Genomic DNA, 14,471 nt, shown 5'->3' with positions numbered 1-14,471 from the left:
TTCGTTTGCTTGAGCCATTCTTCGCAGTTTCAAGCTGCAGGAGGGTATTAATATGAGTCTTCCTGAAATCAACACCAAGTTACAGAATATAGAAAGCAGTATCCGTGCATTATCAGGTATGATGATGTCCTCCATGACTAGTACTGCTAACAATAATAGACGCTTTGAAACTTATTTAAGAATGATTGCTAAAACACAAATGGAGATGAAAAAAGATATTGGACTCCTTTTAGCTAATTTAGAGATCAGAAAAGCTTGGGATGAGGAAGAGGGATTGGATGAGTTCTTTAACAATTTTAACAAGGAGTTCAAATAATGAACTTATTACAAACTCAACTACCTATTTTACCAAATGATCCTGAATTATTCAGCTCTTTAAATCAAAATAGGAAAGAAACTCCTGATAATAATAAACAATATATCTCTATAATTCCTTGTTTATTTGAAGTGATCTTAAGGCAATACTCCAAAGAACTCTCACCTCGGGACATAGTATTTTTCTCTCAAGTGTTAGCTTTATATCAGTCAACCTTAAGCAAAGGTAAAGAATCGATCATCTATTCTTCAGAGAAAATAGCAGGACTTCTTGGATACAAGTCCAAGAATAAAAGCAATATGCGTAGTATTGCTTTAAGGATAACAAAAAAACTTGAACAGATAGGACTTTTGCAAGTTACTAGAGGCAAGACCAAAAAAGGCACAGATAAAATAAATGAAATAATCCCAATGCTGCCTGATGATCTATATGAGTACATTAAATATGAACCTGATAAGCATAACGGAGATAGTAGCAGACTTGCTAATGAATCTAATCTTGAGCATATCCTGCGCACTAAACTTTATGTACCTATTACCATAGAATTTGCTAAATCTTTATTTGATAATCCAATGTCAAATAAATATAAGCTCTTCTTCTTTAACTGTGTAATTACTGCTTATAAGAATTATAGGATTAATGGTAATTTATCTTTTGCTGCTACATCTCGCGAATTAATACAAAAAAATAATATCAGTAAACGTACTCTATTTAACATATTGCAATATATCAAAAACCAAGCTCCTGATTTTTTTATAACAGCAGAACACAAATATACAAATTCAGATGATATCGATAGCAATAGATATGATAAATCTATATTTACTATCTCTATTAATCCACTTGTAATACCTAATTGCCAAATTGAAGCTGCAGATTCTAAAAAATCTACTGAAAAACCTTATACTTATACAGCTTCTGAGACGGGAGTGCAAATTTGTAAGCCTAGTAGTGCAAATTTGTACGCCATAATAATAAAGAATAAAGAAAAAAGAATTAGTATTAAAAATATAGATTATATAAATGAGCAAACTAATGAAAATAATCTTGATAGTCCACCAACGTTAGAGCAAACATCAAATATTTGGCATTTAGAAAATGAGCTTTGCTCATTTCCATCTAAATTTTATAAAAATTCTATTAAGGATGTTATAGATACTTCACCTTCTTCATCCAACATTCACTCTGAGCTTGGTTCTAGAACCATCAATGATGATATAACAAAAGAAAGGAATAAAAGAAACAGAGTTTTCTGTAATGCTACAGACAAAACAAGAGACACGGCAATACGTACAGAAACAAACACCACAATAAAAAAAACCGCTGTAGAAAGTAATGCAAAGGCAAATAAGGTAAAACGTTACGATCAAAATAAAACCCTGAAATGTTACTATCCCCTAACCAAAGGAGAAGTATGTTCTATTAATTGGGATTCTGGTAGGGAATTCTCTACCAATTTTGCCAATCAGCTCATGCTGAAGCTTATCTCAAAATTCCCAGAGAATAAATTCGCCACGAAAAATCATATGAAAAAATACATGACCAAAGCTTTTAAATATGAATTACATCAAGGACCACTTGTTAACCACGAAACATTCAGACTTAGTTATAATTTGAATAATAATGCAACAAAAAACAATAATGAGCCTGATCTTAAAACTATAGAAAGATTCCTAACTGAAGTAGAAAATAGTTATGACACAAGTTATGAAATGCAACTCAAACGTAAAATAGCTGGTTTACTTGAAAATAAAAAAGCTTATGAAATACTAATAAATAGCTATTTTAGTTATTGTGACAGTGTCTTTAGTATCGAATTCCGTAACAAAATAGTCCTTACAACAAGAAAAGAAGAAATACTTAAAAATGCTATCAAATCAGTTTATGGAAACGATATTGATATTCAGATCATAAATCCAAATGAAATTAACGATAAATTCAATAGTATATCAGAAACAAACAAAAATAATTCTATCTTTAATTCATTTAAACGTAACAACTTAAGCTTGCGGGAATCAAAAGATAAAAGTAGCGATGAGACAAACCAATATCCATTAAGAGCAGTAGATAAGAATAGTTCTTGGTATAAGATTAGAAAAGGATTAATAGAGGAGCTAGGATTAGATATAGATAAAGCTTGGTTCTCTAAACTTATAGCAGAGGAAAATCTAGATACTAAAACTTTAATCTTAAAAGCTCCTACTAATTTTATGAGAGATTGGATAAGTGGCAAATATGGTTATGTAATTCGCAGATTATCTAATGAGTTCAATTTTCAATTTGTAGAATATAGTTATGATGATAATAGCTTATGAAAAAAACAAACTTTTTAAATCTTCTACATATATTATCAATTTTAACTTATCGTTAATAAAATGATAAAAATGTTACATATTTCCTTCTAACAGTGAAGCTCCTACTAAAAATTCTTATGTCATTGTACTATAATAGAATTAATATGGGTATATAAAATGTTTGAACGACTAATTGTACAAAAAACACCACAGGATAGTACTTTATGCAAACATATCATAAGATTGTGGAATCAATGATGAGAAGCTGAAAATGATGAAAATAACAGTAGATGTTAAAGAAGCAAATGATAATAGCCCTATGAATGTAGATCATATACCTAATCAACAGCCTAATAAACGTAAGTCATCTGAACATAGATCATCTTCAAAAAAGTTGAAAACATCAAATTTAAACATATCAAATTTATCAGATGAACAAACAAAAATTATTAAAGATCTAGTACAGAGCTTCAACTTCGATAATAGCAATATATCTATAGAAGAAATACCAAATTATGGTGAGTCTGCGAGATGAAAAATTTTTGATAAAATTATAAATATATACTTCTTTAACTTGAAAAGTTGGAAAATGAATATTTAGATGAGCGAATAATCAATGTTCTTATGGATAATTAATATCTAATACTACCAATTCTTCAGGTAAAAGAAGTATATACCCTAAAATCCTGATACTTTCGTTCTAAAATTAGAAAATTTTAAACAAAAAATTCATCTCGCAACAGTCCCATTGTCTGCGTTAATCTAATTTTATTTTGCAAAACTCATAATTATTTTGTTTCCAAAATATATTTTTTATGATTTTATTATATATGTTTAAAAAGTTCTGAAGGAGTAAATAATAAATTATCAAAGGTATGTGACTTTAACTGATATAATTTTTATTAACAAAGCTGGTGTATAATATTATTTATGACTAAGTAAGCACAGATAAAATTTAAAAAATAAAGAAAATTAATATTCAGCAACATTATCTAAGAGGATATAATGAAGAGAATAAGTATAGAAGATTTGAAAAAAGAGCAAGCTGCAAGTAAGTTATATAAAGAAGCCAAACAGATATCGCATGAAGCATGGGAATTTGCAATAGCTAAAGCTGATGATAAGTATGATAAAGAATTTGATGCAAAGTTTCAAAAATTCAAAAGTAAATTAGCTGAAGCAGATGCACTTATTCCTAGTAATAGTGAATATCAGAAGTGGACTATAGTCGAAAGGTTTTTAGCAAGTTCTGTAGCAGAGGATGATCCACATTGTGATGTAAAACGTTTTGAAATTAAAAAATGGTTTGAATATCATACACGTTTTCTTAATAAACAGATAAAACACCCAAGTGATTATATGGTTGAAACTATCTATAACATATTATCTGATAGTGAATGTTGGAATAATCTTGAGCTTAATAGAACTACTGTTGCAAAAAAATTAATGACATCTAAAATGTTAGATGGTGAAAAGTTGGAGGGTTTTGAGTTATACCATATTGCTTGTCAGTTTTGTTTAGAAGATGAGATTAATAATATATTTGAGGAAAGTAAAAAAGAAGGATATCCTATAGAAGAATATATACGTAGTGCTACTAAATTACCAAATCTGAAAATTTTTTGGTATTATCATGCAAATGTTATTAATGTTGAAAACCCTGATCCAGAGATGGTTAATAAGTTTAAGAAACTAGCAGGTAATATAGAAGATAAGCAAGTCTTGTATAGATATGGGATTGATTGTGCAGTAGAGCGTGGCAGCAAGGAAGCAGTAGAGTTTTTCTGGAATAAACTACCTAATAAAGATCCTGAAATTCTAATAGAGGCAGCAATAAAAACTAAAAATAGTAGTTATGCACCTAGTAATTCTTATATTGTAGCTTTTTGTGTTGATCAATTAGATTCTTATGGACAACCAGATATCTTTAGGAAGCTTATAAGAAAGGATTTGATAAAGAATAGTGATTATTATGATAGTTATTCTCATGTGATGGGTAATTTAAGGCCAGATCATTTTTATAAACATATAGAAAAAGTAATTAAACATTTAAATCCAAGTGATTTGCCTGAAAAAGAGTATGAGAAGTTAACTTGGAACACATGTGAGAGTATAGTTTCTGGTCCTAGGGCTGTATTTGACCAAGCAGTACATTTCTTAACTTGGCTATGGAATTTACCAGGTTATGAAAATCATCAACAACATTTTCACGATACTGTAGAAACAACATCTAGTATGTTAGGTGATCTTATAAAAATTGGGGTATTAGAACCTGTTCATAAAATCCTTGATCCAATGGATAGTTTTCATACTAAATTATTTACTCTAACGTGCCAAGAAGGAAATAATGTTTGTTACAGTTTATACACTCAAAATGAAGGAAAGTTATTACAAAAACTTTTAAGCTCTATTAAAACTACTGTTAAGAAACCTACTAAGAAGTTTTTAGAAAAACTAGACCAAGATGTACTGCAAAAATTAGAGAGCGTGTTATGTGATGATAAGAAACTAGCCTCCCATAAAGGAGAAGGTGATAGTTGTTCAAGTGATAATGTTTCAATTTCTTTACAAGCATTTAATTTTTACAAGCAATATGATAGGCAATCGCTAGAAAAACTATTATGTAATATACTTGGTGATGCTAAAGGAGGAAAACTTTTACACAAAATAGATCAAGTAATGTCAAATAAATTAGGTAATATGATTGCTAATACTCAGAAATCATATAAAGAGTCTCTATTTTATAACTCTAGTGATAGTGATCACCATGAAGATCTACAAGATGATAGTGATTCATTAGATTTTTCAGTATTAGTAATGGGAGAAGAAAATGTTGCTGAATTTACTAACAGTTAATAGTAAATAGTTTTAATAATGAGCTATTTTTATCTTTTCAGTAGATAGTGATTTTGTTTTCTTAATTTTAGTAAATACTATTTTTTCTTAAAAAATTAAGTTGTATTGTTATAGAATTTATGTGACACTCATATTAATAAGCATAACTTGTTGCATAAAGATATGGAGGTAGTTATGAAGACCATGGAGAGCAGTAGCTGGAATAAAAAATGGCAGCTAAAGGAAGGAAATATTGTCAATGATAATAAGGAGTTATCATTAAATCCCACCACAAAAAATAATCTCAATGATGACTTAGAATTTGCTGAGTCTCCAACACAAGAAAATCCACAAAATCTTATAAGGTATCGCCGTTCCAATGGTGATAACAATCAACCACCAAGCATATTTGTGCCTGTTGATGTACCAGGGGATGGTAGTTGTTTGTTTTGGGCTACTGCCTTAGCTTACTTAATTCCTGTTGAAGATAATTCTGTTGCTTTTGCAGAGAGGTTTAAAAGATTATTTGGAGAAGAAGAGTCTGGTAATATAGGGCATATAAGGGAGTTAATTAGAGAATATGGTCCACTTTCAAATAATGTTCGTAGTGATAGAATTTTTAATAGGTTAATTACAAGAATATTACGTAATAGGGTAGTTGATTATATATCATCTGATGCAGATAGATACAGAGAATTTATTACAGGTGATTTTAATCAGTACCTGAATAACATAAGAGATCGAAATAGTTGGGGTGGTGAGCCTGAAATCGAAGCCATGGGTCGTATGCTTGGTGCAACTATTAATGTAGATGCTGATGGAGTGGTGCATACTCGTGGGAATGGTAATATTCCAATAAGATTATATCATGTGAATGCAGCAAGAAGTGCGAGTCAAGGTAATGAAGGTAATCATTATAATTTTGGTTTAGAAAGCAATCTTCATCAACAAGTTACTAATGAGGTTGTGCCTGAATTAGTTGACCATCTTTTTCAAATAGATGAGAATAATAATTTTAAACAAAGGTTTCAATCATTTTTAGATCAAATACCAAGACCAAGTGGTGTAGGTGCAGCACCAGCAAAGAAAGGATTTTATGTGAATTTTTTTGCTGGGATGTTTACTACTTTAAAAAATACAGAACTTTTTGATAGGTTAGGATTAGCCGAACTTCATTTTAAGCTTTGTACTATAAGTGATGCTGATGAAGTACCATTTTTAAAAATTGTTGCTATTACTGAAGAACCTACTACTAAAAAATTAGAGGAATATGTTTTTGTTATTTCTGAGAAGAGATATAGCAGACAGATTATGGGAGCAATATTTAGTAGAGATGATAGAAGGTGGTTAGAGGAAAGTAGATTATTATTTAGTGAAGGAGATGATACGTATCATTTAAGATCTAGAGCTCACACAAAAGCTGATGATATAGAATTTAAATCTGGGGCTGCAATAATAATCAGTAAAAGAAATAACAAAGATAGAGTTAATGTAAGAGCAGAACAACTTACAGATCAGGAACTACCTGAAAGAATGAGAGTTAAATTTAGAAGAATAGAGCAGCATCGCAAGCATAAAATAGGTGAGTATAAATCAAATCTTTTAGAAGATATTGTTAAGAATCTTAGCAAAGAGACTATAAATGATCCTCGTAGAGATATAGACATTGTACAAGCAGTGCAAAGCAATGTTAAGAAACTATTTGAGTATATATATGATATTAATGGAATATATCATAAAAGATTACCTAATATTCAAGGAGCATTAGAGGCAGCTGATCATGGCTTTACAGCTGGTGCTTTAATAAACTTTAAATATCGCTATAATTTAGAGTTATATTTAGAACTATTATTAGGAATAGAGGGCTATATTGACATAGCTTTATTGGTACGTGGGAGTCAGCGTGTTAAGAAGGCCATGCCAATTCTTGTGGAAATAAAAACTGGGCAGGAACAAAATGGTAGGACAAATCCTCAGCAGGCGTTAAGAGAAGCTGAAAGTTATACGCAAGGTTTACAGCAGAATAATAGACCTTTTGTTACTCTTGCTGATCGAGTAGTGCGTGTTGGTTTTAATATGGATTATGCTAATCCTATTGAGACAAGTGTGGCTGAATTACAACCTCCAGCTCCTATTATTAGAAGCATCTTTAAAAGTGTTAATAGTATATTAAGAGGTCAAGAAAGACGTGATGATATAAAGACAAGTATTACAAATCAATTAAAGAAAATTTATAAGTTATCGCCAGCTATACAAGGTTCAAGTGAACCACAATATTTAAGTAGGCTGTTTATTGGACATTCAATTTTAAATTCAGTAGAAACTAGAGGAAAAAGAATAGATAAGCATATACTGACCTATAGGAAATTACAGGACACAACGAGGGGAACTCGTCGTAGCCATGATATTACTACATCCGTGTTTATTGAAAGAATAATAGCAGGAAGTAATACAGGAGATAGTAGGGTATTGGTTATACATTTTCATGAGGGAGGACGTGGTGACGTTGATATAAATGATCCAACACTAAGAGTTCCTCTTAATGGAATAATAAACCAGGCTAATTGCAAGGAAGTAATAGAAGTATATGTTGATGCTAGATCTGGTAATGATGGTTCTTTGAAATTTTTAGGAGAAGATAATGGTGTAGTAATTCAAGATTTTACTAATTCTGTAAATGATTATTTCCAGGCAAATGTTGTTAATCATTGGGAAATACATAATATGCCAGATTTCAATCAGGCTGGCAATCTAAAGAAAACACTTGATGCAACAGTGAGTTATCAACCTCAAAGAGGTCAGAACAATAAAGTAGATTTAGGGCCTTATGGTGATATGTTTACTAATATAGGAAAAAATCTATTCTCTGTTAAGTCTTTAATTACAAGTGAAGCGTATTTTGCAGCAGTTTTATCTGGATTGCTTAACAGTTACAGTGATATTGAATTTGATCAAGGGGACTTTAAAATTAACGTAAGACCTGAATTTCAAGTAGGGGGTGGTGAGAGAATTGATTTATTCATCAATGTGATGAGCAAGAACCCTGCTGATAGTGATGTGTTAATTGGTTTGGAATTAAAATATGGTGACGGTAGAGCCACTGTAGATAGTATGGATAGGGCACTTGAAAAAGCTGAAAAAGTGCAACTAAGAAGATATGGGATAAGTCGTAATATAAGAGCGATAACTGAAGGAGCCAATTTTTTTGTAACGTTACCTGTTGGTTTTGTTAGCCGTGCTGAAGCTCCTGATTCTTTAGTGATAACAAGGGAACAATTTGTTGCTTATGATATTGAGCGTAGTTTCCTTGGTCAGGTTCATCAACTAGGCAGAAGCGTACAGCGTAATGAACAAACTCTTGAAAGTGTGACATTACAACAAAATCCTGATTACAGATATTGGTTATCGGACCAGGACATTAGAAGGATTGCTCACCTAGATAATACATATAGCAATATGTTTGATGTACATGCGATGAATAATAATTATGACACTAGTGGTAGAGGAGTTGTTGTAGTTACAGACCGTGATCAAGGTATAAATACTGGAGAATTACGTGAGCAAATACGTCAATTTATAGATAATGTTGATAATAATAGAATAGTGCAGCAACAAGGGGTGCCAAGACGAACATTTATTGTTAACCAAGGAGGTGATCATTGGACTACTTTAGTTATTTCTCAGCAAAATGGACAATATCATGGATATTATGTGGACTCATTAGGTAGTGGGATACCAGACAATATTCGTCAAATTTTGCAACAAACCCAAATAGCTGATAATAATATTCATGATATTCAAATTAGTCAACAAGCAGATGGTTACAATTGTGGTCTTTGGGTACTCGAGAATGCTAGAGACATTAACACTATGTTGCAGGAGAATAGAGATGTGCAGTGGCTTAGAGCGCAACTAGCTCCTGAAAGACTTAGTAGAAATAGTGAACAATATTTTATAGACAAGAGAAAAGGATTTTCACAAGTCCTACATGATAATCAACCAAATGGAGATAGTTCTCAGAGTAGTGATACAGACTCTCCACCAACAAAGAAACGAAAATTAGACTTACAATGCTTACATGGAAGTAGGAGTAAGAGAAGTGTTAATGATTGTCTGTATTCATGGGAGGATGTAGATGAGTTTAATGCAGCAGAGCAAGAAGATAGGAGAAATAGAGACAAGATTAAAATTGATAGTGAGAAATTCTTGAATCACATAAGAAATACAGAAGATAATGATAAACGTGTTCAATTAGTTCAGTTTGCTGATGAGATAATTCATTCAGCAAGTGATGGTGAAGAGAAAGTTGTAGGTAGGTTCCAGAATCTAGTTAATAAACTTATTAATAATCATAAAGTTACTGATCATTTGGATAAAGTGGGAAGAATCTCAGGAATGACTATGTACGGAATGATGGGTAAACATGCTCTAGCTGATTTCTTTCAGGGAGACTATAAGGGAGTAGCAATTAACATAGGTTTTATTGCTGGTGGTCAAGGTTTAGCTAAAGTTTCTGAAATTGTGTCGATGAAAGGATTAAAATTAGTTTCAGGAGGAAAACTAATACTTGGAAGATCTCTAGGAGCAGCATCACCTTTTCTTGCCCGAGGAACTTCAGCCTTTGTTGTATACGATTTAGTGAATCAAGTTAAGGAACTAAAAGCTGGTAATAAAGATGCATTAGTTGGAGTAATAGGAGATAGTGTTTATTTAACTATTGATGTAGCTGAAGTTGGAGTAGAACTTGCTGAAGTTTTCGGGGCATTAGAAGGACTTTCATCAGTTACTGGTCCTGTTGGAGCCGCAGTAGGAGCTGTAGTGTTTGTTGGAACTGATATTTACTTTGCTGTAAAAAAAGTTGATAAAATTGATCAAGTAATCCATTTAACTCGATGGGAGAAGTTTAAAGAAGGATGGCGTGCATTTTTAGGTATGAATCCTGAGGGATATTTAGAAGAAGTAATAGAAGAAAAAGAGGCAAATAACCGGCTTGTTAGACAAAAAATTGAATTTTTAAAACAACATCCTGATATTCAAAGGTACGTTTTCCCTACTAATGAGGTCATTATAAATTGTAAAGAAGTTATAGATACAGAGTGGGATTGTAATGATCCTTGGGGTGGTGTTGGTACAGCTATGCAATCCTGTAGACCAATAGAAGTACCACATGAAAAATGTACGACCAAGATTCAGGAATACTTAGATAATACAGTTTTACTTGATGAAAAAAGAACTAATATAAAATGGATTAGAGCAAAACCTGATAATCCAAGTGGAGGAAAAATATTCTGTTATCCTGAAGGATATTACGAACAAGTACCAAGTGGTAGTGCTTATAAATGTAAAAATGCTATTGGTATTACTGATTCAGTAGTTAAATCAGGGAATTATACCCTTATTGATTTAGGAAAAGGTCATGATAAAGTAATAGGGTTCCCAGATAGTCCTAATATTTTTCTTATTGATGATGGAAGGAAGAATATATCTGGTGGCAATAAAAATGATGTTTTTATTCTACATGGAAATAGTACTGTAGGCTACATTAATGGAGGTAAAGGAGACAACGTTATAGATTTAAGTGATTTTGCCACAAGAGAAAAGGCGCTATTGGTTATGTTGTCTATTACTAGTTATCTATATACGTGGAATGATGATCATGATCTAAGTCTTGTTGAGGCATTGATATTAGAAAATAATCTAAGTCTTGATGAGGCATTGATATTAGAAAATATCAATAGTATTGTAGGTAGAAAAAATAAACGGGACATTATATACAGCGACAGCTGTGATACAAAATATATTAATAGCAGAGGTGGTAGTAGTTATGATGAAGAAGATACAATTATAATTGAATCTTTAAGTGGTTGTTTTCATAACATACAACTACAGTTAGAATATAACACTCAGGTGAATAACTATGCATTACAAGGAAACTTTTCTTATATTATTACAGCTGGAAATGGTGTAACTAATATTATTACAAATGGAACAAATTTAAGAAATAATTTCTTTTTTAATTATACATTGTTTGAGGTTCAGAATGTTACTAATACCAATAATAATATTACTATTTCTTTTTTAAATTGGTATAGAAATGATTCTTCCTTGAAAGTAAACATTTATCCGAATAGCAATAATAACTTTTATCGTTTAAGTGATAATACTGAAATGAAATTGAGTGGGAAAAATCTATATGCAATTCAAAACACTAATAAATCTGTAGACAAAATTATTCAAGAATATCCGGCTATAGCACATAGGCTAGAGATGTTTATGGTTGTAAGATCTTCTGTAAGTAATGAGACTGTGTCTATAGGACACGGAAACCATGAAGTAATTTCTAATGATGCTTTTCACAAGAGTCACTTAGTTGGTGGTAAAGGTGAAGATATATATGTTATTACTTCAGGTTATGGAAAACTTAATAGTACTGATGAACTAAGAATTCCTGAAACAACTATATATAGTTTTAATGGATCAAATCAAACAGATATCATAGATTTACGCCAACTGTCACAGCAGATAGAAAGATATCTGGGAGATGAGTTATTACTAGAGAGTGTGCGTAAAGATGGAAGAGATGTACTAATAGAACTATTTATACCAGGCAATGATCTTCAAGATATGAAGTATGTGACAGCAATTAGATTAAAGGATGCATTTGAAAGCAAGTGGTATGAAAAATTACAAGTAATTTTGAATAGTGTACCTATGAAGATAAATTATAGTGAAGATAAATTATCTTTAATACCAGAACCTATAGTTTTTGGCAATGATACACAAATTATTGTTATTACAGAAAGAGACATAGATAGAAACACGGAATTAGTAATACCAAAGAAAATAGGTCAATATAGTTTTTTTTATATTGAAGATAATTCACATAATTTTGAGAATGATTTGGTTGTAACTAATGTTTTTGATTCTAATATAGGAAAAGAAAACTGGTACACTATCTTATTAAGTAATTTTTATGAGAAACCTGATAAGATGCAGACACTGTACGTTAAATTTGTGGACAAAAGAATAGCATTAAAAGATGAACTCGAGAAAATAAATAATGCAACGGAATTTTTGGATCAGTTAGGTCAGTACGAGAGTGATATTTATAGTTCTATTTTTGATCAAATGGATAGTCAAATTGTTAATATTACGCCTGGTACTGCTGAATCTCATCACCATGGTGAAGGTAGTAATTACCGTCATTCTCGTGCAATAAGTGAAGGTGATGAAACTATTGCTCAATCTATGTCTTCTAGTGCATCTAGATTAGAATTTTGGCCGGTTAATTTAGTTAAAAGTATGTGGTCAACAGCGATAGATGCAGTGAACTATTTAAGTTCTAACTCTTCTGAAAAAAGAGCCCAATCTTTATCCAATACTAATGATACAACAAGATTAGGTAGCAGCTTTGAACCCTATCCAAGTAACATGGGGAATAATACAAAATCACAACAGAATAATATTACAACTCATCACCATCGTCATCTTCGAGCAATTAATGTAGCTGATGAATATGTCGCTAGTAGTTCAGCTATAACGCTCTCCTTACCTATAAATAGTAGGGTTAATTGGTTTAAAGAAGCAGGTATTGTGTTAATCAACGTAGTAAAACCAATAAATAGATGGTATAGTGTAGAGAATGATAATACAGAAGATAAAGTAAAAATTAATGGGAGTGCAAGTTTAGTAGAGAATAAAGCAGTAAAGGATATAAATGCAAACATGCCATTTTGGTGGACAAGTAATGTATATAAGGTAAAAGAGCAAATAGTTACACAACATCAACAATATGGACCAACTACCCTTGATATAGGTGATCAGTTAGTAAATCAGACCAATAAAAACGGTATTCTACAATTACTAGATTTATTTATCAGAAAATGGACTGGCCAAAAATTGCCGAGATGGAGAGTAGATGTTTCAGATTCTGCGGTAGAAGTTGTCGTACAAGCAGAGAGTATTATTGATGAGTTTATGCAACAAATTAAGGAAAGTGCAATGAGCTGCGGTATACAACCTACAGTCAAAAAAATTATCAATTCCTGTGATTTACAAGTTGTAAAAGCAAAAATACAGCAAAAGCTCAATGCTGGTCAAATAGAAGATATACCACAAATATTATATGACAAGATTGTACAAGCTAATATAGGAAGAATAGAGTTATATTCAACGCCAAAACAATCTAAAAAATTATCACAAGATATGCTTGGTAAGCTTTCTAAAATAAAACAATTATTATTAAACAAAGAAGTAGAGTTACCTATAACACAAAAAGCTATATTTGGTCACTGTACCCGTAATAGGTTTAATGGTTATATAGGAAGAAGGAGCCATAATAACCTATTGTCAGCTAAACTCAATAAAGATCAGCATGTTAAGCAAAATAACTCTATGAATATCAATAATGATGGTAATGATCAGGATAGTGATAGTATAATTTCAACAATCAAGAATAATGATTTGAAAATGCTAAAAGCATATCTTGAAGCAGGAAAAGATGCTAATACTTTTTCTCGTGGAGGTATGACTCTGCTTATGAGAGCTGTAAGTAATAATTGTAGTACTGATTTGGTAAAACTTTTAATAGAGTATGGAGCGGATGTTAATACAGAAGATAAAGATAGAGAAACTGCTATTAATATAGCTTCTTATAATGGGAATTTGGAGTTAATAAAAGTCTTGATATCTGAAGGAGCTATAATAAAAAATAAAACTGCAAGAAATTCTCCTTTCAATAGTGTTGCAGAAAGTTCTATGCCTCAAAATATTAAAAATAAAATAATAAAATTGCTATCTAATAATCTAAGCAGTGTAGATAGCAGTAATAATAAATTAAATAAAGATAATTATGTAATAAGTAATTTAGTAGAACAAATGTCAGCAATGAATAGTAGTAATGGTAACGTTGGATTCTCTACTGCAGAATCTACAAATGTAGTGCCACCATATTTAGGCCAGAACCCAAATTGTTATAATGAGGTTAAAGTATTTGCCTAGGTTTAGGTGTTATTAGCAAGCTAAGT

The 14,471-nt window shown here is 31.3% G+C and carries 5 protein-coding genes; all 5 read left to right on the top strand.

Translation table 11 applies throughout. The features are described from left to right. The first annotated feature begins 52 nt into the window (after positions 1–52). The 5 genes from AAGD48_RS08320 (at position 53) to AAGD48_RS08300 (ending at position 14,445) form a co-directional block, all read left to right on the top strand. Positions 53–316: a hypothetical protein gene (locus AAGD48_RS08320; protein WP_341789710.1), complete on the top strand. Its 264-nt coding sequence runs from the start codon at positions 53–55 to the stop codon at positions 314–316. After that, positions 316–2,631 carry a DnaA N-terminal domain-containing protein gene (locus tag AAGD48_RS08315; protein WP_341789709.1) on the top strand — a complete coding sequence of 772 codons (2,316 nt, stop codon included), beginning with the start codon at positions 316–318 and terminating at the stop codon, positions 2,629–2,631. Before AAGD48_RS08320 ends, AAGD48_RS08315 begins: the two co-directional genes overlap by 1 nt. A 253-nt stretch (positions 2,632–2,884) precedes the next feature. Beyond that, on the top strand, positions 2,885–3,145 hold the full coding sequence (locus tag AAGD48_RS08310) for a hypothetical protein (protein ID WP_341789708.1): 261 nt from the start codon (positions 2,885–2,887) through the stop codon (positions 3,143–3,145). Between the two features lie 470 nt (positions 3,146–3,615). Beyond that, complete coding sequence (locus AAGD48_RS08305; protein ID WP_341789707.1) at positions 3,616–5,466, top strand: hypothetical protein; 1,851 nt, start codon at positions 3,616–3,618, stop codon at positions 5,464–5,466. Positions 5,467–5,640: 174 nt separating this feature from the next. Beyond that, the gene (locus tag AAGD48_RS08300) at positions 5,641–14,445 is read left to right on the top strand and encodes an ankyrin repeat domain-containing protein (RefSeq protein ID WP_341789706.1); all 8,805 of its coding nucleotides are present in this window, start codon (positions 5,641–5,643) and stop codon (positions 14,443–14,445) included. Positions 14,446–14,471: the final 26 nt, after the last annotated feature.

Source organism: Rickettsia endosymbiont of Polydrusus tereticollis (genome assembly GCF_964026385.1).
Taxonomy (GTDB): Bacteria; Pseudomonadota; Alphaproteobacteria; order Rickettsiales; family Rickettsiaceae; genus Rickettsia.
Note: the sequence above shows the minus strand (reverse complement) of the source record. Positions and strands in the feature narration are given on the sequence as shown.

What these genes read in the sequence shown, in the direction of transcription:
- AAGD48_RS08315 (WP_341789709.1), top strand. Translation starts at nt 316, where the DNA reads ATGAACTTATTACAAACTCAACTACCTATTTTACCAAATGATCCTGAA.
- AAGD48_RS08300 (WP_341789706.1), top strand. Translation starts at nt 5,641, where the DNA reads ATGAAGACCATGGAGAGCAGTAGCTGGAATAAAAAATGGCAGCTAAAG.
- AAGD48_RS08305 (WP_341789707.1), top strand. Translation starts at nt 3,616, where the DNA reads ATGAAGAGAATAAGTATAGAAGATTTGAAAAAAGAGCAAGCTGCAAGT.
- AAGD48_RS08320 (WP_341789710.1), top strand. Translation starts at nt 53, where the DNA reads ATGAGTCTTCCTGAAATCAACACCAAGTTACAGAATATAGAAAGCAGT.
- AAGD48_RS08310 (WP_341789708.1), top strand. Translation starts at nt 2,885, where the DNA reads ATGAAAATAACAGTAGATGTTAAAGAAGCAAATGATAATAGCCCTATG.